The following is a 25,936-nucleotide window of genomic DNA, read 5'->3' on the forward strand; positions in this document are numbered from 1 at the left end:
TTTTGTCGGTTACAGGCACTTTAGGGCCGCCTTTATCAGCTCCTGAACTTCGGCAAACTCCGTATTAATTTGCCTTGCCTTTTTTATAGCTGATTCGGCTGCATTGCGGGCAATGCCTAAAGCAGTCATAGCTGTTAACGCATCAAGGTCTAAACTATTGTGGTTCAGCGGAGAAATATTCACCTCCACCGGACTTTTCGCCAGTTTATCCCTTAACTCCAAAACAATTCGCTGTGCGGTTTTCTTTCCAATGCCTTTTACACTTTCCAGCAGTACCACATTTCCGTTCAAAATAGCCTTTACCACCTCCTCGGGCTGTAACGACGAAAGCATCATACGGGCCGTAGTTGCGCCTACTCCACTTACGCTCAAAAGGTGCAGAAACACATCTTTTTCGGCTTTATCGTAAAAGCCAAACAGGATATGTGCATCTTCCCGTACCAATAAATGGGTAAACAAAGTGCCCTCATCAAGATTTTGGATTTTAGAATAGGTATGCAGGCTCACCTGCACTTCGTAGCCTACGCCGTGCACATCTACATGTACAACAGTTGGGGTTTTAAGCGTAAAGATTCCTTTCAGGTATGCAAACATGGAACGAAAATAGCGGTTTTAGAAAGCGTAACCAACCTTGCCCACGGTTCTGCCATTTTTTTCAATGAAAGTTAAACCACTGGCAGCCCGATTGTTAGCTGCTAACAACTCCTTGCTTTTCAAAACGTATATTTGCGCCTGAAAAACAGGACGCCCCTGTTGTAAATACATTAAACCACATGAGCAATAAAATTAGTGCAGCTATTACGGCTGTTGCAGGATGGGTTCCTGAAGACAGGTTAACCAACTTCGACCTGGAGAAAATGGTAGATACAAACGATGAATGGATCCGTACACGTACCGGTATTTCTGAAAGAAGAATTTTAAAAGGCGAAGGACTTGCTACCTCCGATATGATTGCGCCTGCGGTGCTGGAGCTTTGCAAAAAGCGTGGCATCGACCCCAAAGAAATTGATTGTATGATTGTGGGCACTGTTACTCCTGACATGGTTTTTCCTTCTACAGCCAATGTGGTGTGCGATAAAATTGGTGCAACGAATGCATTTGGTTTTGATGTGAGTGCAGCGTGCAGCGGATTTCTTTTTTCGCTTACAACAGGAGCATCTTACATTGAAAGCGGTCGTTATAAAAAAGTTGTTGTTGTTGGCGCCGATAAAATGAGCGCTATTATTGATTATACCGACAGGAACACCTGTGTAATTTTTGGCGATGGTGCCGGATGCGTATTACTGGAGCCAAACGAAGAAGGTTATGGTGTGCAGGACAGCATTTTAAAAAGTGATGGTGCTGGCAGAAACTACTTGAACATGAAAGCTGGCGGAAGTTTACGTCCGGCCAGCATGGAAACAGTTGCCAACCGTGAACACTATGCTTACCAGGAAGGACAAACCGTTTTCAAATTTGCTGTAAAAGGCATGGCCGATGTGAGTGCCGAATTATTAGAACGTAACAATTTAACAGGAGAAGATATTGCATGGCTGGTGCCTCACCAGGCGAACCTGCGCATTATTGATGCCACTGCCAACCGTATTGGTTTACCAAAAGAAAAAGTAATGATCAACATTCAGCGATATGGCAACACCACTGCCGGTACTATTCCGCTTTGTTTGTGGGAGTGGGAAAACCAATTAAAAAAAGGCGACAATGTTGTATTGGCTGCTTTTGGTGGTGGTTTTACCTGGGGTGCTACCTGGATTAAATGGGCATACGATCCGAAGTAATTAGACACAATGATAAACATTATTAAGAGAAGCGGTTGTGAAAACAGCCGCTTTTTTATTGGCACTACAAATTGCAAAAACAGGACAATTAAAACTCAAGTTTCCATACTTGCCTTTGATAAATATCACCACTTACTGTTGTACCTGCCACATACATGTTTCCTTTTGCAGTGATAATAATGGGAGTATGTATCGATTGATTTAAAACACCGATTGACCATATTTTCGCTAGCGGATCGTAGATGTCGAATTTATTTTTTGTTTGCCCTTCAGATACAAAGAATACAGCTTTACCATTCAGCAGACCTGAACCAAATGAAGAAAAAGAATTAGGTTGAAACAAACAGGAAAACGAAGTTGTATTTGAAAGTGGTTCAAACATTTCAACTTCATTTGATGCGGATCCTGAAACTACTCCACCAGCCAAGATTAAACTTCCAGCAACTAACCCCGACATACCATATTTAGGCTTACTCAATTGAGAAACCGACCACGAATCTGTTGCAGGATCGTAAATATCAATACGTGCTGTCGGGCTTAAGGTTGATTTATTGGTAACGCCTCCTGAGAAATATAATTTACCTTTTACATTGGTTGCTGTAGCCAAATACCGTGGCTGGCCGAAGTTAATTGTTGTCCACCTTTTATTTGCGGTGTCATATATATCAGCGTAATAACCACCAAGAATTACCAGCTTATTTCCAGAAGCTAAGGCGGTTAATAAACCATCGGCATGGGGCATTTCAAGTACCGACCAACCATCCGTAGCAGCATCATAAATATCAATGCGTGATGTTAACCCCACACTACCTGAAGCAAGAATACCAGTGCCTCCTGCAAAAAACACTTTCGTTCCCATTACAGCAACTGCCATTCCCGATCTTGCCTGACTTAGATTTGCTGTGCTCCATACATTTGTTGTTATATCATAAATATTAACTGTCGATGAAAATTTATTGGGGCCTGGCCCTGTCGGAACCGGAGTTCCCCCAGCAAAAAGAATTTTATTTTCAACGGCAGCAACCACACTTATTTTTCTTGGATCGCTCAACGTTCCTATTGAAGTAAGTCGTGCATTAATCAATGGTCTGTTGCTGTACACGGTATTTACAACAATCGTATCATCAGCAATAGCACCATCATTATCTGTAACTCTAAGCCGAAACCTATACGAACCCGGCACAAGTCCAGTAACTGTTGTAACAGATGCTGTAGGGTTAGCTATTACAGCTGAAAAACTTTCTGCGAAAACCAACGACCACTGATAAGAAACTATTGTACCATCCTTATCCCTTGACAACCTCCCATCTAATGTAATGCTTGATGGTTCCATTCTGCAGTTTTGCAGATCATAAGTAATGGATAAATCATTTCCTGCCTCAGCTACGGGCGATTTATTGGGTGAGATATTCACTGTTAGCTGCATTGTATCGGTTGAAGACAATCCACCTGCATCTGTAACTGTTAACTCAAAAATGTAAACGCCATTTGTAAGATCTAATGCTTCAGCTTTTACCGCAACCGGATCTGAAAAAACTGAATTAGAGGGCCCTGCAATTTTTCTCCAGGCGAATCCAATAATATTATTGTCAGGGTCAGTTGAAGCGCTTCCATCAAGCATTGCCTTGTTCACCGGCAATGTTATAGTTTGATCTTGCCCTGCTCTTGCAACAGGAGGCCTGTTCGGCACTGTTGCACTGTCTACAACAATCTTAATTGTGTCTTTTGCAAAAAGACCTTCATTATCCGTTACTTTCAATTCAAAACTGTATACGCCGGGTACTAATTTATTGATGGAAGTTATATTTTTAACTGTATCTTTTATCATGTAAGAAGATGGTCCTGTTATTTTTCTCCATAACCATTCTGTTATTCTTCCATCAGGGTCAGTTGAAGCGCTGCCATCTAGTAAAGTACTATCCATTGGCAATTTGATTGTTTTATCAGCACCAGCTTTAGCAATCGGAGGTCGATTTTCTCCTTTGCAGTTTTCGCAGGAATATTCCTGTTTACAGCCAAGCTGCAAAAACAAATTCAATCCAACAAAAATACTTGAGAAACTGAACCACCCCTTCATCGGATAAACATACAATTTTAAGTGCAGGAGAACAAGTGCACATTCTTTCAACCAAACAAAATCGACACTTAAAGATTAATTTTTAGTTTAGTTTCACATGGAAAAACTGAAACAAACGAATAAAAGCAAAATTAAAACAGTTTTTGATGCCACAATGAGAGAAGAATTGATCAGCCATATCAATTCTTCAACTTCTGAAAACAATCCACAATGGGCAATTTGATTGTTTCCAAAATACTGAGACACTGTGCAATGTTATATTTTCGGCAAAATAAAGGTTAAGCCTGAGTTTATTGTCCGGCTTATCAGGCTGATCTTGCTGAAAAAAGCATTTAAAAACGATAGTGGCTTTGGAAAAAAACTACCTATCAGGCCGCTATTAAAACTCTGGTAAAAAATGAGATTTTGCTACACAAAAAATGAATGGACACGTAAAATTGAGCAACTCGAAGGCTTCAACAACAACAATTTTGTACACTCTTTTTTCGGACCACTGACCAAAGAGCAGATAGGTATGTTTACTTATAAGCATGCCAATCATCAATTACGGCATTTTGAAGTATAAGAACCATGACATCATACAAACTACTCTATGCTCATTCAAGAATACACTACAAGCTGGACTCTTAATTTTCAATGCATCAAAACAATACTTGCTGATGCGTTAACAGGTATTGCTGTTTCATTTGAACATGTAGGCAGTACGGCAGTTCCGGGTCTTGCAGCAAAGCCAATTATCGACATTGATATTATACTGGCAAACAGAAAAGATTTTGAAAGCATCAAAGAAAAGTTAGCACAAATCGGTTATTATCATAACGGCGATCAAGGCATCGCAGACAGGGAAGTATTTAAACGAACAGGAACACTTACTCTGCACAATGTACTGGATCGAATTGCTCATCACCTCTATGTTTGTCCTGCAGAAAGTGAAGAACTGAAACGGCATCTGCTGTTCAGAAACTATTTGCGCTCCAATAAACAGGCAAGCAACGAGTACCAACAATTGAAACAACAATTAGCAGAAGAAGCAAACCATGATCGCAAGCTTTATGCGCAACTGAAAGAAGAAAAAGCATTTATCGAAAGCATTCTTGCGAAAGCAAACGAGTAATTTGTAAGATCCGCCATCAAGCGTCAGACACGTGTCCGGTACCAATGTACAAAATCTGTTGCAGGAATTGTTTCGACGCCTAACTCCCGCATCATCGTTACCAATTGTCCACGATGGTAGGTGCCGTGATTGAACAGATGATGCACAACTGTCCATACGGCAGAAGTAAACGGCTCGCCTTTTAAGTTGGTGTAAGCAAATTCACGATGCAGGTCTTCATCGGTACTACGTTGCAGAAAACGCTCCCACTCTCCTGCCTGCTGCAGTAATCCGTTGATTGCTTCTTTCATTGCAGGATTAAACTGCTTGCTTGGTATCACCAACTGCTGATGACCTTCCATGCGTTGCCACCAGATGCTTTCGGCATCCCACAAATGCAAAACTGTCGCATACAAATTCGGAAAGCTGCTTTTTACAATCTGCTGATGCAGATGTTCATCCATTTCGAGAATAGTATTGGTAATTTGTTCGTATGCCCAGCGATTATAAGTGGCATATGCCTGCAGCAGTTCTTTCATAAAAATGTTTGATTTGAAATTAATGAATTATTCAAAACAAAATTGCAACAAAGGTTACCAACCGTTAAAAGGTTAGCAACCCTGTCAAATCTTTAAGAACGGTCGGCTGCAAGTTTTATTAATGCGTACTTTTAAACACTCATAGCAAAAAGCAAGCAATGGAATTTTCTACACGCATTATACACGAAGACAATATTGAAGATGGCAGCGGAGCAGTAATGTCGCCGATTATTTTATCAACCACTTTCGAACGTGGCGAAGATGGCATCAGCTATCCCGGCGGATATTTTTACTCACGTTACGATAACCCTAACCGTCACGCACTCGAAAACAAACTAGCAAAGATGGAAAACGGTGCAGCCTGTGTAAGTTTTGCATCGGGCCTTGCAGCAGCAACCAATGTGTTTCAAAGTTTGAAAAGCGGCGACCACATTATTATTCCCGATGATACTTATTTTTCCATCCGCTCTATCCTTGATCAGATGTTTGGTGCTTTCGGCATCAGCTATACTTTGGTTGATATGACGGATCATGCAGGAGTTGAAAACGCCATTCAACCCAATACTGTACTCATCTGGATGGAAACACCATCCAACCCATCATTGAAAATAACCGACATTGAAGCCATTGTCCGCATTGCAAAAAAACACAACTGCTTTACCGTTGCAGATAATACATGGGCTACGCCGTTTTATACAAAGCCAACCGATCTTGGCGTTGATATTACACTCCACTCAACTACAAAATATTTAGGCGGCCACAGCGATATTCTGGGAGGCGCCTTGATTTTTAAAGAAACCAATGAACGCTACGAACGCATCCGTGCCTTTCAGAAATTAGGTGGCGCCGTTCCATCGCCTTACGATTGCTGGTTGTTGTGCCGAAGTCTTACAACCTTTGTTGCACGCATGCCCATTCATTCAAACAATGCAATGCAACTCGCAAGCTATCTTGAAACGCATCCAAAAATTGAACGTGTCTTATATCCTGGGCTTCCATCACATCCGCAACATAGCGTTGCCGCTAAACAAATGCAGAATGGTTATGGCGGTATGCTTTCCATTTTAGTAAAAGGCGATCGTGCTGCTGCATTACAACTTGCAGGCGAATTAAAACTGTTTACACATGCAACAAGTTTAGGTGGAGTAGAAAGTTTAATTGAACACCGTAAATCAATTGAAGGAGATGCTTCTCCAACGGCAGACAACCTGTTGCGTATTTCAGTTGGTATTGAAGACATCAAAGATTTGATTGCAGATTTTGCACAAGCGTTGGAAAAAATATAACGCTTTGTAACAGGAGTAATGTTCTTGCGACAGATAGGTACGTTATCATTCAGAATACCATAAACAACATCATCATGAGAAAATTTTTACTGCTGGTTGCTGCATCCATCAGCATAGAGGCGGGCTTTACCCAAAAAACAGATAAGCGTTTAGACGGGCTTGATACCTTTATTACCCGTGTTTTAAACGAATGGAAAGCTGCCGGTGTATCTGTTGCCATTGTTGAAAAAAATAAAGTGATACTTGCAAAAGGGTTTGGCTATAAAGACTACGAAAACAAAGTGCCTGCAACAGAAAACACCTTGTTTGCCATTGGCAGTTGTACCAAAGCATTTACGGCGGCACTTCTCTCCTTTCCAATGAAAGAAGGCAAACTCGATCTGGATAAACCGGTTAATCAATACTTACCTGAATTGCGTTTTATTGATGATGAGTTAACCAACAATGTTACTGCAAGAGATATGATGAGCCACCGCACCGGCTTACCCCGTCACGACCTTGCGTGGTATGGCGCACCAACAAGAAGAGACAGTTTACTTTACAACATCCGCTTCTTCGAAAAAACTGCACCGCTCCGACGCCTTTGGCAATACAACAACTTTATGTTTTTAGCACAAGGTGTGCTGGCTGAAAAACTAAGTGGTAAACCATGGGAAACGTTGGTGAAGGAACAGTTCTTTACTCCATTAGGAATGACCACTTCCAACACTTCGATGAATGATCATGTAAAAGCGCCTGATTATTCATTTGGCTATAACGAAAAAGATGGCAAAGTAGTAAAGATGAAATTTGCCAATATTGATGCAATAGGCCCTGCAGGTTCCATCAACTCCAATGCAAAGGATATGGCAAACTGGGTGATGATGTGGATCAACGGCGGTAAGTTCAACGGCAAAGAAGTTATTCCTGCTTTGTATTTTAACCAGGCCATCAGTTCGCAAATGATCATTAGCGGTGGCCTACCTACAAAAGAACAACCCGATGTATTCTTCAGCAACTATGGTTTAGGTTGGTTTCTTGCAAATTATCGTGGCCATTACCGTGTTGAACATGGTGGTAATATTGATGGGTTTAGTACAAGCACTTCTTTTTTTCCAACAGACAGTATCGGCATTTTTGTTTCAGTTAATCAAAACGGCTCAGCTATTCCTTCCATAATCCGCAATACGATTGCCGATCGGTTACTGAACTTAAAAGCAAAAGACTGGCAACGTATACAACGCTCTGCTTATGAAAAAAACATGGCTGCTGCCAAAGAAAAACAAAAAGCAGACAGCTCCATGCGTAAGTTGGGGACTAAACCATCGCATGCATTAACTGATTATACCGGCACCTATACTGCAGATGGCTATGGCAGTATTGTTATTGAACAAACCAAAGATGGACTGTCGGCACAGTACAATGCGCTCACATTTAAAGCGAAACATTATCATTTCAATTATTTCAGTTTTGTTCCTGTTGAAGAAGGAATGGATGCTGATGAAAATGATGCACTGAAAGGACAGTTTGCAATCAACATTAAAGGCGAAATTGAATCACTCTCTTTACCGTTAGAAGCAAGTGTAAAAGATATTGTGTTTAAAAAACAGGCGGTAACAATTGACGTATCAAAAGCTGATCTTGAAAAATATGTTGGCGAATACGAATTACCCGGACCTACAATTGTAAAAGTTTATATCAAAGACGATAACACACTGATGGTTTTAGTTCCAGGTCAACCGGACTATGAATTGCTTGCTGTAAAACCAGATCTGTTTAATTTTAAAATACTACCCGGCTTTAGTGTAAAGTTCGATAAAGATGAAAATGGAAACATCTCCGCATTGAACTTTGTACAACCCAACGGAACATTTAAAGCCAAGCGAAAACAATAAACCAATGCAGTCATAAAAAAGCCGCTTGAGTACAAGCGGCTTTTTTATTTACATACTTACAACATTTATGGTTTGCTGAACCCGTGCAGATGATTTATTTTAGCGACATTTCTGATTTAAATATTTTTGCCTATGCAGTCGATGCTGAAAAAAATAATCATCAATACAGTTTTACGTCACCGGGTTAAGCACAATAAAGAAGTTACCAACTATCAACTGGCAATTGGCTGGCGTGAACTGAAGATTACTTTTTTCAGTCAGCTAAAAGATGTGGCGCTGATTATTACCGGCATCTTTTCTGCTGCATTTGGTTTTAAAGGCTTTCTGTTAACCAATCATTTTATTGACGGTGGCGCTACCGGCATTTCGCTGTTAATTTCTGCACTTACAAAAGTGCCATTATATATATTGTTGCCCTTGGTAAATATTCCGTTTATTCTTCTAGCGTTAAAAGTTGTAAACCGGACTTTTGCCATTAAAACGGCCTTGGCGATCTGTGGTCTTGCTTTGGTAGTTGCAACTGTAGAGTTTCCGAATATTACCAATGATAATTTGCTGGTCGCACTGTTTGGTGGTTTTTTCCTGGGTGCAGGTATTGGTCTTTCGGTAAGAGGTGGTGCTGTAATTGATGGTACAGAAGTATTGGCGATTTATTTAAGCCGCAAGCTCGGCACAACAATGGGCGATATTATCATCCTCATCAACATCTGTATTTTTAGTACTGCAGCCTATTTTCTGTCAATTGAAATTGCAATGTATTCGTTGATCACTTACCTGGCTGCATCAAAAACACTCGACTTTATTGTAGAAGGTTTGGAAGAGTATATTGGTGTTACGATCATTTCATCGCACAGCGAGGAAATACGACAAATGCTCATCAACAGTATTGGTCGTGGATTTACTGTATACAATGGGAAGCGTGGATTTGGTAAAACAGGCGAGTCGAAAGATGTGGATATTATCTATACAGTAGTTACAAGACTTGAGCTGAATAAACTGAAGACTGAAATTGAAAAAATAGATCCGCATTCGTTTGTAGTAATGAGCAGTGTGCGTGATACCAAGGGCGGTATGATCAAAAAACGACCGTTGAAGCACTAAATCAAATTATTTAAACTTAGTTTTCCCAATATAATTATTACAAGATGGCAATTACTATACGTAGAGCTTTGAAAGAAGATTGTGAACGATTACTTGAACTGGTAAAAGAATTGGCTTTGTACGAAAAAGCACCGCAGGAAGTAACCGTTACACTCGATCATTTTATTGAAAGTGGCTTTGGTGCAAATCCTGTCTGGTGGGCATTTGTGGCAGAAGAAAATGGACTCGTACAGGGTTTTGCGTTGTATTACGTTCGCTATTCTACATGGAAAGGGCAACGCATGTATTTAGAAGATATTCTTGTAACTGAACAGGCAAGAGGAAGAGGCATTGGCAAATTATTATTCGATCAATTGATTGTTGAGGCGAAAGAAAGAAACTTCAATGGCATAGTATGGCAGGTATTGGAATGGAATGAACCGGCTATCAATTTCTATAAAAAATATAATGCTTCGTTTGATCCGGAGTGGGTTAACTGCAGCATCAGCGTATAGCGATAAAAAAACAGCCGCAATAATTTGCGGCTGTTTTTTATCGTACTGCTGACTTCGTCATTCGTACTTAGTTCACTCCTTCCACCTGCATTTCTTTGTTGATCTTTTGCACAAGCCCCTGCAACACTTTACCCGGACCAACTTCTGTAAACTTGCTTGCGCCATCTGCAATCATCGCCTGCACACTTTGTGTCCAGCGTACAGCACCGGTTAACTGATCGATTAAATTTTGTTTAATCTCATCTTTATCCAATACCGCTTTTGCAGCCACGTTCTGGTACACCGCACATTGTGGTGCATAAAAATTGGTGCTTTCAATCTTTGCTTTCAATTCTTCTTTTGCAGGCTCCATCAACGGGCTGTGAAAAGCACCACCAACCGGCAATACCAAGGCACGTTTTGCACCGGCAGCTTTCATGCGCTCGCAAGCAATATCAATTCCTTTCAACGAACCACTGATCACCAACTGACCGGGACAGTTATAGTTTGCAGCAACAACAACCTCACCCGTCTCTTCATACACCTGCTTACATACTTCTTCCACTTTTTCATCGGCTAAAGCCAATACTGCCGCCATAGTTGAAGGATTCATTTCGCAGGCCTTTTGCATTGCCTTTGCACGCACACTTACCAGTTGCAATGCATCTTCAAAACTCAATACACCGTTTGCCACCAATGCACTAAACTCACCGAGTGAATGACCGGCCACCATATCGGGCTTTGCATTTTCGATGGTTTTATACGCTACCACAGAATGTAAGAAGACTGCAGGCTGTGTTACGTTGGTTTGTTTCAGATCTTCATCTGAACCGGTGAACATAATATCTGAAATACGGAAGCCCAGAATTTCGTTCGCCTGTTCAAATAAACGTTGGGCCGAAGCATTTGAATCGTACAAATTCTTTCCCATTCCGCTGAACTGTGAACCCTGACCCGGAAATACAAACGCATGTTTCATGTGTAAATTTTTATTTGATTTTGGCCACATGTTATTCGCCACAATAAAATTTTCATTCCTGCTTGGTAAGAAAATGAATATTTTATCATGGCTCATTTCATGTAATGAAAATTTAGTGGGCAAAAATAAAGAAGTCTGTTGCAATTACGGCAACAGACTTCAGTCATAATCAATAGCGGGCTATTAATTGAATTTCCCGGAAATAAGTTTCAAAAACTCACTGCGGGTTGCTTCTTTTTGAAATTCGCCTGAAAAGGCAGATGTAGTAGTTACCGAGTTTTGTTTTTGTACCCCACGCATCATCATACACAAATGCTGGGCTTCAACTACTACCGCCACACCCATCGGGTTCAACGATTCTTTAATGGCCTCCAGTATTTGCGTAGTTAAGCGCTCCTGCACCTGCATTCTGCGGCTGTACACATCTACCACACGGGCAAGTTTACTTAAACCGGTAATCCATCCATTGGGTATGTAGGCAATATGTGCTTTACCAAAAAACGGTAACATATGATGCTCGCACATACTGTACAACTCAATATCCTTTACAATCACCATTTCACTCACCTCCTCATGAAACTTCGCACTCTCCAATATAGCTTTAGCATCCATATGGTATCCCTGTGTAAGATACTGCATGGCTTTTGCTACACGCTCTGGCGTTTTTAATAAGCCTTCCCTGCTGGAATCTTCGCCTAGCAAGTCAATTGCACTTCTGTAATTTTCAATTAGTCCGGAGGTGATTTTTTCTTCGTACTGCTCTGTTTTTTTATAAGCCATGTCTTAGTTTTATTATTCTTATAAGTGGTGTTCAATGCCCGGTTGCCTATGCCGGGTACTCAACAAAATTGCGTGGAGTTTCGTACAAGCGAATCTGAATCTCTTTATCTGCATCAATATGCGGACGGAGTAAATCATAAATTACCACCGCAATGTTTTCTGCAGTTGGGTTTACCGTTTTAAACTCTTCTGTATCCAGATTCAGATTTTTATGATCGAAACGATCGTGCACTTCACGATGAATAAGATCGCTCAGCTTTTTCAAATCCATTACATAGCCCGTTGCCGGATCGGGTACACCCGTAACTTTTACAACAAGTTCGTAATTATGACCATGAAAAGAAGGATTGTTACACTTACCAAATACAGCATCGTTTTGATCGTCGGTCCAGGCCGGGTTGTATAAACGATGAGCAGCATTAAAATGTTCGTGCCGGAAAACGGATACTTTTTTTTGCATGACGGAAGAAAGCCGATTTTATCCTGCCATGTGCTTTACAGAAAAGTACCTCGCAGGTGTATAAGAACTATAACAAGGTACGCAGTAAAAAGTTTATTCGCCGAAATATTCTACGTAAATGCGTGGTGTTTCGTACAGCTTAATGCAGTGCAGCTTTACTTCTTCGGGTAAATGCGGAGCCAGTTGTTGCCAGATTGCTTTGGCCAGGTTTTCAGTAGAACACATTTTGCCCCGCATAAAATCTACATCAATATTGAGGTTTTTGTGATCGAGCTTTTCAAGAATATGTTCCTTAATTATTTCACTCAGCTTTTTTACATCAAATAAAAAACCGGTGTCTTCATTTACATGTCCTTTAATGGTAACAAACAGGTCGTAGTTATGTCCATGCCAGTTTTCATTAGCACATTTGCCAAACATGGCCTCGTTCTTTTCGGGGGTCCAGTTTGGGTTATAAAGCTTGTGAGCTGCGTTAAAATGTTCAAGTCTGGTTAAATACACCATGTCTATACCTCAAAATGTTGGGCCGCAAAGGTAACAAGAATGCGGCATTTTTCTACTCCTTAGGTTTTAAAGAAACTTCCCCGAACTTTACAGTATGAACTGTTTAGTTGTTTCGGCTACCGTACTGGAAATAAAGCCGTTTATCCAGCATCTGCACAATACAAGTAAGCTCGATTACATTGATTTACAGATCGATTTCCTCGTTACAGGGGTTGGTTCGGTTAACACTACCTACAGCCTCATGAAGCATTTGCAGGTAAAAAAGCCCGATGTGGTGATAATGGCCGGTATTGCCGGAGCATTTTCACCCAAATTGAAATTAGGGTTGGTTGTTGCCGTAAAACAGGAAATCATGGCCGATTTGGGCGTGATGGAAAAAGACGGGTATAAAGATGTGTTTGATCTGAAGTTGCTGCCGGCCAATCAATTTCCATTTAAGCAAAAGAAACTGATTAACCCGTTTACAGTACTCATGGAGCGGACACGTTTGCCGTTGGTAAACAGTATTACGGTTAACCAGATTACGGCCACAAAAAAGACAGCCGAGCTCTATCAAACAAAATACAAAGCCGGCATTGAAAACATGGAGGGTGCTGCACTGCACCTGGTTTGCATGAAAGAAAATATTCCGTTTGTGCAGATCAGAAGTTTATCAAATTACGTAGGCGAACGCAATAAAAAGAAATGGATGCTGAAAGAATCGGTAGAAGCATTGAATAAAGAACTAATCCGTTTTGTTGAAAGCCTGTAAAGAAATTTTAGCGATGAAACTTACACTTGGATTTTCGCCCTGCCCCAACGACACGTTTATTTTTGATGCGTTGGTGAATCATAAAATTGATACCGAAGGACTCTCCTTTGATGTACATCTGGAAGATGTACAAACACTCAACGAATGGGCTTTGCAGGGCAAGCTCGATGTATCGAAGATCAGTTACGGGGTTTATCCAAAACTATTAAACAATTATACATTGCTTCGCAGTGGCGGTGCGTTAGGTAAAGGTGTTGGACCATTATTAATTACGAAGCAGGAAGTACGAAATACGAAGTATGAAGATCTTCAGGAATTTGTAAATACTTCTAGCATTGCCATACCAGGCATAAACACCACTGCTCACTTTTTATTTTCGCAGGCTTTCCCCACTGCAAAGCAAAAACAGTTTATGGTGTTTCACGAAATTGAAGATGCAGTATTATGTGGCAAAGTTGATGCGGGTGTAATCATTCACGAAAACCGTTTTACCTATCAGCAAAGAGGTTTAACAAAGCTGATTGATTTGGGTGAATACTGGGAACAAACAACCGGCTTTCCAATTCCGCTGGGCGGTATTGTTGCACACCAACGAGTAGATACTGCAGTTGCACAAAAAGTAGATGCACTCATTCGCAAAAGTGTGGAGTATGCATTTGCAAATTATCCATTAGTAACAGAGTATGTAAAGCAACATTCGCAGGAGATGAGTGAAGAGGTGATGCGCCAACACATCGACTTGTATGTAAACAATTATTCAGTTGATTTAGGTGCTGATGGATTGAAAGCTGTTGAGCAGTTCATCCGCATTGCATCAGCTTAATCTTTTTTCAAAGTCTTTGCATACACTTCCAAACAACGCTTGCGTGCAAACTCATGCTGTACGATGGGTTGTACATAGTTAAAGCCTTCAAACTCCGGTACCCACTTGCGCACATATTCCAGTTTCGGATCGAATTTTTGTGTTTGCAGATAAGGATTGAAAATGCGGAAATAAGGTGCGGCATCACAACCGCTTCCTGCCGCCCATTGCCAGCCGCCGTTATTGGCAGCCAAATCAAAATCCAATAACTTCTTTGCAAAATAAGCTTCGCCCCAACGCCAATCGATGAGTAAATGTTTAGTGAGAAAAGAAGCAACAATCATCCGCACACGGTTATGCATAAAGCCTGTTGCATTTAGCTCACGCATGCCTGCATCAACAATCGGATAACCGGTTTGTCCATCGCACCATTTTTGAAAATCGTTTTCATCATGCCGCCATTCAATAAAATCATATTCTTTCTTGAAAGACTTTCCCTCTCCTACATGCGGAAAATGCCAAAGAATCATATGGTAGAAATCACGCCAGATGAGTTCGTTCAAATAACCTTCGCTTAAACCAAGTGCCTTCTTTGCCAGCTCACGAATACTGATGGTGCCAAATCGAAGATGTACACTTAAACGACTGGTACCTTCGATGGCAGGAAAATCCCGTTGTTCTTTATATTGTTTAATAATTTCTTTTCTTGTTGCAGAAGAAGAAAAAGGTAAACCTGTTGCGGTAAAGCCCATTTCATTTAACGATGGAATGGGTTGTGCTGATTGCTGATAAAAATTTTGATTATACTTCTCTACCGGGTAACTCTTCAAATAAAAATCATTCAGCTTTGCTTTCCACTTTCTGCTGTAAGGAGTAAAAACGGTGTAAGGCTTACCATCATCTTTCTCCACTTCATCCTTTTCAAAAATCACCTGGTCTTTATACGTATGAAATGAAATACCGGCTTCGTTTAATTGTTGCTGTATAACCGCATCACGCTCTTTTGCATAGGGTTCGTAATCGTGATTGGTAAATACCTTTTTGATAGTGTACTTGTTGGCAAGCTGCTGAAATACTTCAACAGGAAAACCATAATAAACTTCCATGCTGCCGCCCAACTGCTGCAGCTGTTGTTGCATAGCTGTAATCGCAAGATGAATAAACTCTACCCGTCTGTCCTGCTTATCTTCCAGTTTATCTAAGATCGATCGATCAAAAATAAATACCGGCACAACCGGAATGCCTTCTTTTAAAGCATGATACAATGCGGCATTATCATGCAAGCGCAGATCTCTACGGAACCAGCAGATATGTACAGTTTGTTTGGCCATGCCTGTATAACGCAGAGGCGTTCAGAAAGTTCAGGGAAAAAGCGGCTTAATAATCTGTTGAAAAACTTGCGGTGCCAGCTCAGGCAAGTACTGCTTTTCATTGAAACGCTTCACCCAGCGTAATCCGCTCATGGCATTGGTTAAAAACAGTTCGTCGGCATCGAGCAGTTGTTCAGGAGTACAGGCGGTTTCCTCAACCGTTAATCCGTTTACGGTCAAAGCATGCAGCAAATACGTCCGCATAACTCCGGCCACACAACCTTCGGCAAGTGCAGGCGTGTAAATCGTTTTATTTTTTACAAAGAAAATGTTAGCAATAGTTGTATCACAGATACGGTTGAATTGGTTCAGCACAATGCATTCATTCCATTTTTTTGTTTTGGCGTATTGGGCTGCCAGGGCATACAAAAAATAATTATTGGTTTTGAAGTTTGAAAATGCATCGCAGGCTTTTCGTCCGTCTGGGAACAGGCCAATATCCAGCCCGTTTTCATTCATGCTGAACTCATTTTGTTCAAGCGGCCAGCATTGCAACAGGTAACGAAAGTTTGCAGTTGGTTTTTCCCAAATGCCGCCTTCCCCTTTAAAAATCATCACCCGCATTCTTGCTGCATCAAGTGCCTGGTTTCGCTTTGCCAATTGCAATAACTCATTTTTGAGATACTCCTTTGTAAAATGAACGGGTAACTCAAAATATAATGCAGGTAACGAACGTGTAAGCCTTTCCCAATGTAAATCGAACAAAGGCATAATTCCTTTGTGCAATCTGATGGTTTCAAACAAACCCTCTCCGTAGCGAAATGCTCTGTTATCCGGATGAATCGTTCGTTCATCCGCTGCATGCAGCTTCCCATCTAAATTGTACATTGTAACCATTACAGGCGAATATAAAAAAAGAGGCGACACTTTGCAGTATCGCCTATGCGGTTGGTTTTGGTTTATTCGTTTTTATCCTTCGATAATATTATGCTTTACAGCGTATAAGATAAGACCAGCTGTAGATCTTGCGCCTATTTTCGATTTGAGTTTATCACGAATTGCCTCTACGGTACGTGGACTTAAATCAACAATATCAGCAATTTCCTTGGTGCTCTTTTCTTCGCACATTAAACGGAGAATGGTGATTTCTTTTTCGTTCAGCTTCACATCGTGGCCCATCACCGAATCACCCTGGCGCTTCATCTTCAAACCGTCGATCAAAGCCTTATTAGTAAGCGTATTGAAGAAATATTCCTGTTCGTGACAGGTTTTAATTGCTTCATAAATCACTTCGCTGTCTGAATTTTTGGTAAGATAGGAATTAGCTCCCAACTCCATCAAACGGGTGATCATTGTATGTTCATCATGCATGGTGAGCATAATGATCTTAATATCGGGATAAAGCTTTTTAACTTCGGGAAGAGTGGCTATACCATCCATGATGGGCATCTGCACATCAAGCAGGATAACATCCGGCTGGATGGATTTGAGCATATTCAGCAAATGCATACCGTTATCTGCTTCAAATACTACCTGGATATCCTTTTTCATACCAAGAGCGGTTTTTACACCTGCACGGTACAAAACATGGTCATCAGTAATAGCTACTTTGATAATGTCGGTAGTGGAGTCAGTTGGTTTTACGGTTTTCATTGTGTACATAGGATATGTTGTTTGTCGTAGTACTTATTCAGTATGCAAGATGGCGCTTTTTTGCGTCATTTTTACTGGTAGTAGTACCTGACTTTAAACTTGTGGATTTTACGGTCTTATTCGATGAGCCTGTTACGCATTCCAAACACAATTAACCCTGCAATTGTCTTTGCCCCAACCTTATTCTTCATGTTCTGCCTGATCGTTTCAATAGTCCGGGGGCTTAAAAACACAGTTTTAGAAATTTCTTCTGTTGTTTTATCTTCTGCCAGAAGTTTTAGGATCTGCAGCTCTTTTTCGGAGAATTTGGTTGTATTGGGGTAAAACTGTTTGACAGTTTTCTTGTAATTGAGCTTCAGCAACACTGCCTGGTTAACCAGTTCATTGAAGTAAAAATCCTCGTTCATGCAAGTAAGGATGGCATCGTAAATCTCGTTGGGGTCGGTGGTTTTGGTAAGGTAAGCATTGGCCCCCATTTCCATCATCTTGCTCACCATCTGCTGGTCGTCGTACATACTCAGCACCACAATCTTTACACCTTCATATTCTTTACGGATCATAGGTAAGGCATTTATGCCATCCAACTCGGGCATACGAATGTCCATTAAAAGAATATCGGGCTTTTTGATTGTGAGTTTATGCATCAGATCTTTTCCATCTTCTGCTTCCCATATTAACTTAAGGTGAGGTCTGCCGCCGAGTGCCATTTTAATACCATCACGAAAGATTTTGTGATCATCGGCAATAGCGAATTTAATGCTAGTATCTACAGACATGGGATATTTGGGTTTTAGAGGTTAATGCAAAATAAACTACTTAACGCACACTTCAAAGTATTTAACCATCAAAATGCATTAATTACTTGCGTGTTACGTTGCCAGACACGATACATTAACTGAGGAAACGAGTCTCACTGCTTGTTTAAACTGGGTTTATTTGTTACTTTTATCTAGTGCAGAGTTCTTCAACAGACTAAATACAATCAAACGTTCTCCAATCACTCAGACACAGCCACTAAGTGTTTTCGCTTATTCACATTTTTTACACAACGTAGTCCTACTTGCGACTTTTTCCCGAAAACAATTCGTTGATTTCCGATTTTACCAATAGTAAAATTACGCATTTTAATACGTAGATTTGCCTTAGCTAAATTACTTATTTTAGTAAAACTAAGGCATAAACGTTTGTTTTTCAACAGAATAAAATAAATCCAAAAGTTATTCACATTGCCCAACTGTTGCGCATAGCCAAGATTTTCTAAAAATTAGTAGTTCAAACTTAACTTCTAAACCTACAACTATGCAACAAGAATTACTTCAAAAAACCCAAGAAGTGTCTAAAATTGGAAGACACATTGGCTTAGAGGCTGGCGAAGAAATGGCAAAACGTTTTTTTGACAAGCATCCAGAACAAGCATTTGTGAACATCCTCGGAAAGGATTTATTCCTGAAAGCTTTATCACAACCAGGCTGCGAAGGTATCGCAATTGTACCCGGTTATAATGCAGCGGGCGTTCGTCAAGCTATTATTGTAGCCGTTGATGCGAACAAGCAACCAATTTACCAATATGCTGTAGTTTCTGCAACTGGAGAGATGACTATGGAAGAAGCACTGGTTGGTGATGATGGTGCTATCGACAATAGTGGCTGGGGTTCAGGCAAGTAGTAAGTAATTTTTTGACTACTTATAGGAAGTTCCTATATTTGATTTAAACCATCAGATATAGGAACTTTTTTATCTATAACCGATTTACGGGGATTAACACTGCTTATCCCAATCTTGGCTTTCTTCCTAAATAAAAGAAATAAAACCACTTCTTTTAAGAAATTCATTCTACTGTTCTTTGTTCTAAAATTAACCAATGAAATCATTAATAATTACTTCTACTATAGATATTACAATGTGTACGTTCTAAACGGGATAGTGTTTTCATATCTGAAGATTGTACTTATTTGCATGATTTATCGCAGTATCGCATCTACATCACTGCTACGAAAGGCATCAATTTTTGGACTTTCTACTTATCTCATTGCATTGACCATTTATCTAGTATTCTATGCTGATGGAGATTATTACGATAAAATACCATCCTCATTTCAGAATGTACTTTTGATTGCGCTTTCTATCATCTTCTTTTATGAACAAATAAAAAAGCCTGAAGCTTTCTTTATTTATGATTTACCTGAGTTTTGGTACGTTACCGGAGTATTCTTGCACTCAGCTGGTACATTCTTCATATATATATTCGCAAAATTTTGGCTACAGGATGTAACGAATGAAGCTGATTATAATAATATACATGGCATTCTTACAATACTGTATAATGTGATCATTGGCTTTGCTGTTTGGAAGCAATACAAAGATCCATTTTACAAAACTTCAACCTCAAAACCCATTACCGCATAACTGCTTATAACCCATGTTTTTTTTACAAGCCACAAATTCCACTAACGTAACCTATGTTGTGTACTTCGGTACATTCGGCATGCTTTTGTTGGCTGTTGGTCTTATTGTTTTCATTGTTATTCATCAGCGGAAGGTTATTTACTTTCAGCTGCGAATGAAAAAGATGCAGGAAGAACAACAACAGATGATGCTTCAGGCTTCCATTGAAAGCCAGGAAGAGGAACGCCAACGTATTGCAGCTGATCTTCATGATGATGCAGGACCTTTACTAGCCACAGTTCGCCTCTACTTGAACGAAAATCTTATTCATCAGGATCAGGCAACACAATTGCAAAGTATCTACAATGCCAAGCAGATTATTGACGATACTATTCAGCTGATCCGTAACATGTCGCATAGCCTTATTCCCCCAACATTGAAAAACTTTGGACTGGAAAGTGCAGTAAACGATATGTTTCAGAAAATTAATGGCAGTGGTTCTATCAGCGCCAGTGCACGCTTTCACGATTACAAACGTCGTTTAAAGCTTGATTATGAGCTTTCGATTTTCCGTGTATTACAAGAACTGGTCAACAATACCATAAAGCATAGCCATTGCAGTTTTATCCATTTAACTCAAAACAAAACGGATCAGTATATTTATATTCGTATTCATCACGATGGAGAGGGGCTTACGCAAACAGAATACGAAAAGTTGAGAGATACGCCGCAGGGAATGGGCTTAAAAAACATTTTCAGCAGGGTAAAAATTCTTAACTCAAAAATCCTCTTCGAAAAAGATCCTTCAAATACATACTATAAGGTTACTATAGAGATTCCAATTGAAGCAATGTTGTAATTAGTAAAATAGTAACTTTACAATCATTGATAATATGAGCCAGATAAAAGTAGCTATTGCCGACGATCACCAAATTTTCAGGAAAGGTGTAATCCTTTCACTTCGTTCTTATACTAACTTAAAATTTGTACTTGAAGCCGAAAATGGCGACGAGTTACTTGCTGGCTTAGCTGAAGCTGAACCAGATGTAATTCTCATGGATTTACGGATGCCTGGCAAGGATGGTATTGAAACTACTAAAGCAGTAAACAAGCTATATCCCAACATACATGTTTTAGTATTAACCATGTACGAAGATGAGCGTTTTGTAACGCACTTGATGGAGAATGGAGCAAACGGTTATCTTTTAAAAAGCTCTGACCCATCTGAGATAAAAAAAGCTATCCTCGAGGTTTATACAAAGGGATATTATCTCAATAACTTTGTAAATCGTATCCTGCTAAAAAAATCACACAACAAGGTTAAATCAATACCTACGCTGAACAGCGAAATTCAAATTTCTGACAAAGAGAAACAGGTTATTCGTCTTTTATGTATGGAGTATACTGCACAGGAAATTGCAAAAGAAATGGAAATAAGTGCCCGCACTGTTGAAGCAATCAAAGATCGTCTAATGGAAAGATTTGGCGTAAAGAACTCTGTAGGACTTGTATTTTTTGCAATGAAAAATTCCCTGATCGATTAAGACTTCATTAACTCCGCTCTGATATAATCATACCGCAGTGCGTCATTAAGAAAGCGGCGCATAAACGCTGCCAGTTGTGGATTAATTGTTGCAAGCAATTCAAGATCAGCGATACCCATATTATAGGCAGCTTCAATAGCAGCGACGTTATCACCTAACTCAATGATTGTATTTTCCTCGCCAGAGGAACGATCTTCTACGAGATCTTTAAAATCATCCAGCAACAAAATTGGCCGGGCAAGCGAATACCAATAAGGAAGGAATTGAGTTATCCATTCATCAGATAGATCAAGATCAACCAAGGTAAATAAAAAACTATCCGATCGGGCTAAAGCTTTGTGCGTTGTTTCGAAAGTAAAGTAAGAAGATGGTTTACCAGAAAACAAAGCAAACAGGTCTGCGGCCAGCTTAGGCTGTTTTATTTTATCCTGCAATAAGTTTTTACACCCGTTAAGAAATTCTTCAAAAGAAATCTCCTCGTTTTCATACAACTTCAATTGATGAAAACCTTGTTCCATTAAAGAAACATGTCCATCGTTAAGCAAGATATCCAATGGTACTCCACATTTATGAACCAAGTCGAAGATCATGGGAATAGTAAGGAATCCAAAACCAGAAGAAATATAAATGCGTTTATTATTCCAAAAAAGATTGTTCTCAGGAACCTTCCTTTCATTTGCGAAATAGTTAGCAATTGTACTATTTATTCCCAGCTCCAGCTCCAGTTTTCTTGATGTTATAACCATTAGGTTTGGGTTTAGTTGTGTCGGCTGAAAGACGCTCACTTTTTCGTGAAAGCTGTGCAGATACGGAATCGGTGATAATTTTCAACACATCGGGCCGGGTTAAGTAATAATTGTAACTAACCATGAACTGATTTTTAGTTATCCCATGCATCTCAAAAACCTTTAAGAAGTAAGCTGCGTTGGCATCCGGAATTTTCAAAGCAGTGTCTTTAAAAGAGCGTTCGGTACTTAAGGCATCGGCAATTATTACATCTTTCAATACTGCCTGAAACTTTTCTTGCGCAATAACATTTTCAGGAACTTTTCCCTTGCCCGAACAAGCATACAAGAGAACGAAGAATGTAAAAACAATGCCATACTTCATTTTCATTTCAACTCCTGTTTATACTTGTTTGAATTTGCAATATCAAGCCGGCTTAGAATTTCAACTACTCTTGTTTTGTCTTGTTGTGATGCCTTACGAAAAAGATTTATTAACTCGTCTGCTTTACCCAACATAAAAAACTGAACAACCATCAGGTTGGGGGTTTCTCTGTTTAAGTTATCTAGATAAAGAAGTGCATTAAGTACCTCATTTCTTGCTGCTGCTTCATCTTCATAAAGTTTATCAAATCCTTTCCTGTAATAAGTATAGTACACATCATGAATCGTTGCGTACCTGTTATTGATTAAGTTTTCGGTTAACCAATACCTGTTACGATTAGTGCTTTCAAACGACTTCCATCCGGAAATTTTGCTCGCTTCCGGTGCATTGTTAACAATATTCAATGCCTTTTGAAAGTAAGGATCGCCACCTCGTATAGAAAACGAAGAGTAATCGAAGCCAACAATGATATAAGCATAATACGCCATTACTGCAGAAAGATTAGAAGCCATGGGATCTGCTCCCGACACCCTGTTATCATTAAACTCTACAGGCTGCGACTCAACATACTTAAAATCCAGGCTGGCATCTTTAAAATTAATAATGGGCGAAACGTAAGAGGCTGCGTATACCGGCCTTGCTGCCTGTATTGTAATACTTGCATTGTACACATTCGGCTCGGGCATTGATTCCAGGTTAATTAAAAACTGGCAATTTATTTTTTCAGTTGATTTAAAATTATCCTGTGACCATTTACGGTTATTCAAAAAATTGGTGAGGACAGTTTCAAGCGTACGGAAAATTTTCCGATCGACAGTAGATGGTATTTGATTATCGATTACACGAACTCTTGCATTAAGTTCCTGAGCCTGCAAACAAAAAACAAAGCAATTACAGACAATTGCAGCAAGCAGTTTTTTAAACATGTATCAAGTGTTTAATGGTATCAACAATATCTTTTGCCACTTCCCTTTTACTCTTTACAGGAAACGTATATTCTTGCTTATTCTTATCGAAAATGGTGATTTTATTTGTGTCTTTACCAAACCCGGCGCCTTGATCGTTTAAAGAATTTAGTACAATCATATCAGCATTTTTTGCTTCGAGCTTTTGCAAAGCATATGCTTTTTCGTTTTGGGTTTCTAATGCAAAACCAACAAGCAACTGCTCTTTGGTTTTAAGTGCTCCTAATGATGCAAGAATATCTTTTGTTCGTTTTAATTCAACATGCAAATTGCCATCAGCTTTCTTTATTTTCTCATCGGCTGTAACAACAGGTGTATAATCTGCAACAGCAGCTGACATTACAGCTATTTGACAGGATGAAAACATGGTTGCACAAGCATTGAACATCTCCTCGGCACTAGTAACTCTTGTAACATGAATATTTGCAGTTTGCACAGTCTGGGCAGACGGACCCAGAACAAGCTCAACCAATGCACCTCGCTTAGCAAACTCTTCTGCCAAGGCTATACCCATTTTACCACTGGAATGATTACCAATAAAACGCACGGGATCAATAGCCTCATAAGTAGGACCTGCAGTAATTAATACCCTACTGCCAGAGAAGTCTGCTTGTTCAAAAAAAAACTGCTGTATATACTGCAGGATGTTGGCAGGTTCGGCCATTCGGCCTTCTCCAATTAAACCACTTGCAAGTTCACCTGCGTCAACAGGAATAATTTTATTTCCAAAAGATTCTAATGACTTTAGATTATTTTTTGTTGCCGGATGCTTCCACATATCTTCATCCATTGCCGGTGCAACAATAACAGGGCATGTGGCTGAAAGATATACCGCAAGCATTAAGTTATCGCACATACCAGCAGCCATCTTTGCCAGCGTATTACAACTTAAAGGGGCTATTACCATTAAATCGGCCCATCGGCCAAGTTCAACATGGTTTGCCCAGCTATCATCTTCAAACAGATCCGCAACAACTTTGTTTTTCGATAAGGTGGAAAGCACCAATGGCGAAACGAAATCCTTGGCTGCAGGTGTAATTACCACTTTCACATCAGCACCTTCTCTTACCAAAAGACGGACGAGAAGAATTGATTTATAGGCTGCAATACTCCCACTTATACCCAATACTATTTTCTTGCCGACTAAACTCATTTGTTGTTGAAAATAGAGTAAAATGTTCAATTTAAAAAACAGCAATGGCGGTCATATACACGACCGCCACTACCAAAATTTTATCTTTTTGTATTAAGAGAATAAATCATTCTCTGCTCTGCGATGATATACCTTATCATCCACAAACTCCTGTGTAGCCAATAAAGCTGGATTGGGCATTCTCTCGTATGCCTTAGAAATTTCAATTTGCTCTTTGTTTTCATGAATTTCTTCCAGGCTATCGGTATGACTCGCAAACTCTTCCAGCTTGTTATGTAATTCTTCTTTCAAAGAAATATTAATCTGGTTTGCACGCTTGGCAATAACAGCAATAGACTCGTACAAGTTGCCTGTTTTAGCCTTTAAGTCAGCCACATTCTTTGTTTCTACAACATTGCTTGTGTTAGCGCTAACTTTTCGTATTAGTCTGCTCATTTTTATTTGATTTTATATTGTTTGATGATTGAATAAAATACTTTTCAGCATCTTTTGTAAGCTTACTTTCAGGAAAACGATCAACAAAATCGTAATACTCATCAACTACTTTCTGAAAGCGTTCTTTTTGTTTTTCCTCAACACTCATTTGAGCATACTGGAAATATGCTTTAATGATCATCAGCTTATATTCATCAGCCCGCTTAGACTCAGGATAATTATTCAGCAGATTGGTGAATGTTATTGCAGCAGCCCTGTACGAAGAGACATTGTAGTATAATTCCGCACTTTTATATTCCTTCAATTCAAGCTTTGCGTAACACTCCTCAATAATTTTCTTGGCTTCTTCGCCTTTAGGTGAATCAGGATAATTATTCAAATGTGCACGCATTGCCCCAATTGCCTTTTCTGTAGCAGTTTGCTCCAGCTCTACACGTGGCGATTGTTTGTAATAACAATATGCCCGCATATAATCAACTTCAGCAGCTCTTGAACTTTTTGGGAATACTTCCAGAAAACCTTTGTAAAGATTTTCTGCACTCATGTAATCCCGCTGGTTAAAAGCACAATAAGCATACTTATAATAAAGATCTTCAAAACGGGGATCATTTCTCAGCAGTGGAAACAGATCTTCATAAATAACCTGTGCTTTACTAAACTTTTTGTTGGCATAATACTGCTCTGCCATACCCAGTTTATATTCCACATCTTTACTCTTCAGGATTTTTGTAATTGTTTTTTTATTACATCCTGCAAGAGAACCTACAACGATTACCAGAAATAAAAGACGAATGATCAAATTCATAAAAGCCAGCAAAGTTAAGATTTTCGGGCAAATTAGGCCTAACCTTTTTCTGAATCAGAAAACAGCGGTTAATCTTTTCATA

31 protein-coding genes are annotated in these 25,936 nt (G+C 39.7%); 14 read left to right on the plus strand and 17 right to left on the minus strand.

Annotated features, from left to right (window positions below):
• Positions 1-9: 9 nt before the first annotated feature.
• Positions 10-594 carry a Holliday junction branch migration protein RuvA gene (gene ruvA / locus IQ13_RS19030; RefSeq protein ID WP_144888230.1) on the minus strand — a complete coding sequence of 195 codons (585 nt, stop codon included), beginning with the start codon at positions 592-594 and terminating at the stop codon, positions 10-12.
• 179 nt (positions 595-773) lie between these two features.
• On the opposite strand from ruvA, the gene IQ13_RS19035 reads away from it, so the two are divergent.
• Positions 774-1,775 carry a beta-ketoacyl-ACP synthase III gene (locus IQ13_RS19035; protein WP_144888232.1) on the plus strand — a complete coding sequence of 334 codons (1,002 nt, stop codon included), beginning with the start codon at positions 774-776 and terminating at the stop codon, positions 1,773-1,775.
• Between the two features lie 88 nt (positions 1,776-1,863).
• Here the strand turns inward: IQ13_RS19035 and IQ13_RS19040 are convergent, their stop codons facing one another.
• Positions 1,864-3,852, minus strand: a complete 1,989-nt coding sequence (locus IQ13_RS19040) for a Kelch repeat-containing protein (protein WP_144888234.1) — start codon at positions 3,850-3,852, stop codon at positions 1,864-1,866.
• A 97-nt stretch (positions 3,853-3,949) separates the two neighbouring features.
• Between IQ13_RS19040 and IQ13_RS21655 the strand changes: the two genes are divergently transcribed.
• The 3 genes from IQ13_RS21655 (at position 3,950) to IQ13_RS19045 (ending at position 4,966) form a co-directional block, all read left to right on the plus strand.
• On the plus strand, positions 3,950-4,075 hold the full coding sequence (locus IQ13_RS21655) for a hypothetical protein (protein ID WP_262711297.1): 126 nt from the start codon (positions 3,950-3,952) through the stop codon (positions 4,073-4,075).
• Positions 4,076-4,249: 174 nt separating this feature from the next.
• Positions 4,250-4,417 (plus strand): hypothetical protein, encoded by a 168-nt coding sequence (locus IQ13_RS21425; protein ID WP_158637442.1) that lies wholly within the window; start codon positions 4,250-4,252, stop codon positions 4,415-4,417.
• A gap of 27 nt (positions 4,418-4,444) precedes the next feature.
• Positions 4,445-4,966, plus strand: coding sequence for a GrpB family protein (locus IQ13_RS19045; protein WP_144888236.1), 522 nt, complete (start codon positions 4,445-4,447; stop codon positions 4,964-4,966).
• Between the two features lie 23 nt (positions 4,967-4,989).
• On the opposite strand, the gene IQ13_RS19050 is transcribed toward IQ13_RS19045, so the two are convergent.
• Positions 4,990-5,484, minus strand: a complete 495-nt coding sequence (locus IQ13_RS19050; protein WP_144888238.1) for a DinB family protein — start codon at positions 5,482-5,484, stop codon at positions 4,990-4,992.
• A 158-nt stretch (positions 5,485-5,642) separates the two neighbouring features.
• On the opposite strand from IQ13_RS19050, the gene IQ13_RS19055 reads away from it, so the two are divergent.
• From IQ13_RS19055 to IQ13_RS19070, 4 genes are all read left to right on the plus strand, one after another.
• Positions 5,643-6,770 (plus strand): trans-sulfuration enzyme family protein, encoded by a 1,128-nt coding sequence (locus IQ13_RS19055; protein WP_144888240.1) that lies wholly within the window; start codon positions 5,643-5,645, stop codon positions 6,768-6,770.
• A gap of 74 nt (positions 6,771-6,844) precedes the next feature.
• Positions 6,845-8,644 (plus strand): serine hydrolase, encoded by a 1,800-nt coding sequence (locus tag IQ13_RS19060; protein WP_144888242.1) that lies wholly within the window; start codon positions 6,845-6,847, stop codon positions 8,642-8,644.
• Between the two features lie 132 nt (positions 8,645-8,776).
• Positions 8,777-9,745 carry a YitT family protein gene (locus IQ13_RS19065; protein WP_144888244.1) on the plus strand — a complete coding sequence of 323 codons (969 nt, stop codon included), beginning with the start codon at positions 8,777-8,779 and terminating at the stop codon, positions 9,743-9,745.
• Between the two features lie 44 nt (positions 9,746-9,789).
• A complete protein-coding gene (locus IQ13_RS19070) occupies positions 9,790-10,239 on the plus strand; it encodes a GNAT family N-acetyltransferase (RefSeq protein WP_144888246.1) in 450 nt (149 codons plus the stop codon).
• Positions 10,240-10,306: 67 nt separating this feature from the next.
• Here the strand turns inward: IQ13_RS19070 and fabD are convergent, their stop codons facing one another.
• The 4 genes from fabD to IQ13_RS19090 form a co-directional block, all read right to left on the minus strand.
• On the minus strand, positions 10,307-11,197 hold the full coding sequence (gene fabD / locus IQ13_RS19075; RefSeq protein WP_144888249.1) for an ACP S-malonyltransferase: 891 nt from the start codon (positions 11,195-11,197) through the stop codon (positions 10,307-10,309).
• A gap of 183 nt (positions 11,198-11,380) precedes the next feature.
• The gene (folE, locus tag IQ13_RS19080; RefSeq protein WP_144888251.1) at positions 11,381-11,977 is read right to left on the minus strand and encodes a GTP cyclohydrolase I FolE; all 597 of its coding nucleotides are present in this window, start codon (positions 11,975-11,977) and stop codon (positions 11,381-11,383) included.
• Between the two features lie 46 nt (positions 11,978-12,023).
• Positions 12,024-12,437 carry a 6-pyruvoyl trahydropterin synthase family protein gene (locus IQ13_RS19085; RefSeq protein WP_144888253.1) on the minus strand — a complete coding sequence of 138 codons (414 nt, stop codon included), beginning with the start codon at positions 12,435-12,437 and terminating at the stop codon, positions 12,024-12,026.
• Between the two features lie 93 nt (positions 12,438-12,530).
• Positions 12,531-12,941 (minus strand): 6-pyruvoyl trahydropterin synthase family protein, encoded by a 411-nt coding sequence (locus IQ13_RS19090; RefSeq protein ID WP_144888255.1) that lies wholly within the window; start codon positions 12,939-12,941, stop codon positions 12,531-12,533.
• Between the two features lie 94 nt (positions 12,942-13,035).
• Between IQ13_RS19090 and mqnB the strand changes: the two genes are divergently transcribed.
• Positions 13,036-13,692 carry a futalosine hydrolase gene (mqnB, locus tag IQ13_RS19095; RefSeq protein ID WP_144888257.1) on the plus strand — a complete coding sequence of 219 codons (657 nt, stop codon included), beginning with the start codon at positions 13,036-13,038 and terminating at the stop codon, positions 13,690-13,692.
• 13 nt (positions 13,693-13,705) lie between these two features.
• Positions 13,706-14,515 carry a 1,4-dihydroxy-6-naphtoate synthase gene (locus tag IQ13_RS19100; protein WP_144888259.1) on the plus strand — a complete coding sequence of 270 codons (810 nt, stop codon included), beginning with the start codon at positions 13,706-13,708 and terminating at the stop codon, positions 14,513-14,515.
• Here the strand turns inward: IQ13_RS19100 and IQ13_RS19105 are convergent.
• The 4 genes from IQ13_RS19105 to IQ13_RS19120 form a co-directional block, all read right to left on the minus strand.
• Positions 14,512-15,825: a cryptochrome/photolyase family protein gene (locus tag IQ13_RS19105; protein WP_144888261.1), complete on the minus strand. Its 1,314-nt coding sequence runs from the start codon at positions 15,823-15,825 to the stop codon at positions 14,512-14,514. The genes IQ13_RS19100 and IQ13_RS19105 overlap by 4 nt on opposite strands.
• Positions 15,826-15,855: 30 nt before the next feature.
• Positions 15,856-16,692, minus strand: a complete 837-nt coding sequence (locus IQ13_RS19110) for an aminotransferase class IV (protein ID WP_158637443.1) — start codon at positions 16,690-16,692, stop codon at positions 15,856-15,858.
• A gap of 81 nt (positions 16,693-16,773) precedes the next feature.
• The gene (locus IQ13_RS19115; RefSeq protein WP_242009589.1) at positions 16,774-17,466 is read right to left on the minus strand and encodes a response regulator transcription factor; all 693 of its coding nucleotides are present in this window, start codon (positions 17,464-17,466) and stop codon (positions 16,774-16,776) included.
• A 107-nt stretch (positions 17,467-17,573) separates the two neighbouring features.
• Positions 17,574-18,233, minus strand: a complete 660-nt coding sequence (locus tag IQ13_RS19120) for a response regulator transcription factor (protein WP_144888265.1) — start codon at positions 18,231-18,233, stop codon at positions 17,574-17,576.
• Between the two features lie 523 nt (positions 18,234-18,756).
• Between IQ13_RS19120 and IQ13_RS19125 the strand changes: the two genes are divergently transcribed.
• From IQ13_RS19125 to IQ13_RS19140, 4 genes are all read left to right on the plus strand, one after another.
• Positions 18,757-19,122 carry a hypothetical protein gene (locus IQ13_RS19125; protein WP_144888267.1) on the plus strand — a complete coding sequence of 122 codons (366 nt, stop codon included), beginning with the start codon at positions 18,757-18,759 and terminating at the stop codon, positions 19,120-19,122.
• A 291-nt stretch (positions 19,123-19,413) separates the two neighbouring features.
• Positions 19,414-19,863 carry a hypothetical protein gene (locus tag IQ13_RS19130; protein ID WP_144888270.1) on the plus strand — a complete coding sequence of 150 codons (450 nt, stop codon included), beginning with the start codon at positions 19,414-19,416 and terminating at the stop codon, positions 19,861-19,863.
• A 13-nt stretch (positions 19,864-19,876) separates the two neighbouring features.
• Positions 19,877-20,701 (plus strand): sensor histidine kinase, encoded by an 825-nt coding sequence (locus IQ13_RS19135; protein ID WP_144888272.1) that lies wholly within the window; start codon positions 19,877-19,879, stop codon positions 20,699-20,701.
• Positions 20,702-20,735: 34 nt separating this feature from the next.
• Complete coding sequence (locus tag IQ13_RS19140; RefSeq protein ID WP_144888274.1) at positions 20,736-21,386, plus strand: response regulator transcription factor; 651 nt, start codon at positions 20,736-20,738, stop codon at positions 21,384-21,386.
• Here the strand turns inward: IQ13_RS19140 and IQ13_RS19145 are convergent.
• From IQ13_RS19145 to IQ13_RS19170, 6 genes are read right to left on the minus strand one after another with little or no spacing between them, the layout of a single operon-like run.
• On the minus strand, positions 21,383-22,132 hold the full coding sequence (locus IQ13_RS19145; protein WP_144888276.1) for a hypothetical protein: 750 nt from the start codon (positions 22,130-22,132) through the stop codon (positions 21,383-21,385). The genes IQ13_RS19140 and IQ13_RS19145 overlap by 4 nt on opposite strands.
• Positions 22,086-22,502, minus strand: coding sequence for a DUF4296 domain-containing protein (locus IQ13_RS19150; protein WP_144888278.1), 417 nt, complete (start codon positions 22,500-22,502; stop codon positions 22,086-22,088). Before IQ13_RS19150 ends, IQ13_RS19145 begins: the two co-directional genes overlap by 47 nt.
• The gene (porD, locus tag IQ13_RS19155; RefSeq protein WP_144888280.1) at positions 22,499-23,422 is read right to left on the minus strand and encodes a type IX secretion system protein PorD; all 924 of its coding nucleotides are present in this window, start codon (positions 23,420-23,422) and stop codon (positions 22,499-22,501) included. The genes IQ13_RS19150 and porD overlap by 4 nt, the downstream gene beginning before the upstream one ends.
• Positions 23,415-24,659: a bifunctional phosphopantothenoylcysteine decarboxylase/phosphopantothenate--cysteine ligase CoaBC gene (gene coaBC, locus IQ13_RS19160; protein WP_242009590.1), complete on the minus strand. Its 1,245-nt coding sequence runs from the start codon at positions 24,657-24,659 to the stop codon at positions 23,415-23,417. The genes porD and coaBC overlap by 8 nt, the downstream gene beginning before the upstream one ends.
• Before the next feature lie 48 nt (positions 24,660-24,707).
• Positions 24,708-25,049, minus strand: a complete 342-nt coding sequence (locus tag IQ13_RS19165; protein WP_129130186.1) for a DNA-directed RNA polymerase subunit omega — start codon at positions 25,047-25,049, stop codon at positions 24,708-24,710.
• Positions 25,024-25,854 carry an outer membrane protein assembly factor BamD gene (locus IQ13_RS19170; protein ID WP_144888282.1) on the minus strand — a complete coding sequence of 277 codons (831 nt, stop codon included), beginning with the start codon at positions 25,852-25,854 and terminating at the stop codon, positions 25,024-25,026. Before IQ13_RS19170 ends, IQ13_RS19165 begins: the two co-directional genes overlap by 26 nt.
• Positions 25,855-25,936: the final 82 nt, after the last annotated feature.

The organism is Lacibacter cauensis (assembly GCF_007830055.1).
GTDB classification, from domain to species: Bacteria; Bacteroidota; Bacteroidia; order Chitinophagales; family Chitinophagaceae; genus Lacibacter; species Lacibacter cauensis.

Excerpts from the sequence above, each read along its gene's own strand:
- ruvA (WP_144888230.1), bottom strand. The coding sequence starts at position 594 with ATGTTTGCATACCTGAAAGGAATCTTTACGCTTAAAACCCCAACTGTT.
- IQ13_RS19035 (WP_144888232.1), top strand. The coding sequence starts at position 774 with ATGAGCAATAAAATTAGTGCAGCTATTACGGCTGTTGCAGGATGGGTT.
- IQ13_RS19040 (WP_144888234.1), bottom strand. The coding sequence starts at position 3,852 with ATGAAGGGGTGGTTCAGTTTCTCAAGTATTTTTGTTGGATTGAATTTG.
- IQ13_RS21655 (WP_262711297.1), top strand. The coding sequence starts at position 3,950 with ATGGAAAAACTGAAACAAACGAATAAAAGCAAAATTAAAACAGTTTTT.
- IQ13_RS21425 (WP_158637442.1), top strand. The coding sequence starts at position 4,250 with ATGAGATTTTGCTACACAAAAAATGAATGGACACGTAAAATTGAGCAA.
- IQ13_RS19045 (WP_144888236.1), top strand. The coding sequence starts at position 4,445 with ATGCTCATTCAAGAATACACTACAAGCTGGACTCTTAATTTTCAATGC.
- IQ13_RS19050 (WP_144888238.1), bottom strand. The coding sequence starts at position 5,484 with ATGAAAGAACTGCTGCAGGCATATGCCACTTATAATCGCTGGGCATAC.
- IQ13_RS19055 (WP_144888240.1), top strand. The coding sequence starts at position 5,643 with ATGGAATTTTCTACACGCATTATACACGAAGACAATATTGAAGATGGC.
- IQ13_RS19060 (WP_144888242.1), top strand. The coding sequence starts at position 6,845 with ATGAGAAAATTTTTACTGCTGGTTGCTGCATCCATCAGCATAGAGGCG.
- IQ13_RS19065 (WP_144888244.1), top strand. The coding sequence starts at position 8,777 with ATGCAGTCGATGCTGAAAAAAATAATCATCAATACAGTTTTACGTCAC.
- IQ13_RS19070 (WP_144888246.1), top strand. The coding sequence starts at position 9,790 with ATGGCAATTACTATACGTAGAGCTTTGAAAGAAGATTGTGAACGATTA.
- fabD (WP_144888249.1), bottom strand. The coding sequence starts at position 11,197 with ATGAAACATGCGTTTGTATTTCCGGGTCAGGGTTCACAGTTCAGCGGA.
- folE (WP_144888251.1), bottom strand. The coding sequence starts at position 11,977 with ATGGCTTATAAAAAAACAGAGCAGTACGAAGAAAAAATCACCTCCGGA.
- IQ13_RS19085 (WP_144888253.1), bottom strand. The coding sequence starts at position 12,437 with ATGCAAAAAAAAGTATCCGTTTTCCGGCACGAACATTTTAATGCTGCT.
- IQ13_RS19090 (WP_144888255.1), bottom strand. The coding sequence starts at position 12,941 with ATGGTGTATTTAACCAGACTTGAACATTTTAACGCAGCTCACAAGCTT.
- mqnB (WP_144888257.1), top strand. The coding sequence starts at position 13,036 with ATGAACTGTTTAGTTGTTTCGGCTACCGTACTGGAAATAAAGCCGTTT.
- IQ13_RS19100 (WP_144888259.1), top strand. The coding sequence starts at position 13,706 with ATGAAACTTACACTTGGATTTTCGCCCTGCCCCAACGACACGTTTATT.
- IQ13_RS19105 (WP_144888261.1), bottom strand. The coding sequence starts at position 15,825 with ATGGCCAAACAAACTGTACATATCTGCTGGTTCCGTAGAGATCTGCGC.
- IQ13_RS19110 (WP_158637443.1), bottom strand. The coding sequence starts at position 16,692 with ATGTACAATTTAGATGGGAAGCTGCATGCAGCGGATGAACGAACGATT.
- IQ13_RS19115 (WP_242009589.1), bottom strand. The coding sequence starts at position 17,466 with ATGTACACAATGAAAACCGTAAAACCAACTGACTCCACTACCGACATT.
- IQ13_RS19120 (WP_144888265.1), bottom strand. The coding sequence starts at position 18,233 with ATGTCTGTAGATACTAGCATTAAATTCGCTATTGCCGATGATCACAAA.
- IQ13_RS19125 (WP_144888267.1), top strand. The coding sequence starts at position 18,757 with ATGCAACAAGAATTACTTCAAAAAACCCAAGAAGTGTCTAAAATTGGA.
- IQ13_RS19130 (WP_144888270.1), top strand. The coding sequence starts at position 19,414 with ATGATTTATCGCAGTATCGCATCTACATCACTGCTACGAAAGGCATCA.
- IQ13_RS19135 (WP_144888272.1), top strand. The coding sequence starts at position 19,877 with ATGTTTTTTTTACAAGCCACAAATTCCACTAACGTAACCTATGTTGTG.
- IQ13_RS19140 (WP_144888274.1), top strand. The coding sequence starts at position 20,736 with ATGAGCCAGATAAAAGTAGCTATTGCCGACGATCACCAAATTTTCAGG.
- IQ13_RS19145 (WP_144888276.1), bottom strand. The coding sequence starts at position 22,132 with ATGGTTATAACATCAAGAAAACTGGAGCTGGAGCTGGGAATAAATAGT.
- IQ13_RS19150 (WP_144888278.1), bottom strand. The coding sequence starts at position 22,502 with ATGAAAATGAAGTATGGCATTGTTTTTACATTCTTCGTTCTCTTGTAT.
- porD (WP_144888280.1), bottom strand. The coding sequence starts at position 23,422 with ATGTTTAAAAAACTGCTTGCTGCAATTGTCTGTAATTGCTTTGTTTTT.
- IQ13_RS19165 (WP_129130186.1), bottom strand. The coding sequence starts at position 25,049 with ATGAGCAGACTAATACGAAAAGTTAGCGCTAACACAAGCAATGTTGTA.
- IQ13_RS19170 (WP_144888282.1), bottom strand. The coding sequence starts at position 25,854 with ATGAATTTGATCATTCGTCTTTTATTTCTGGTAATCGTTGTAGGTTCT.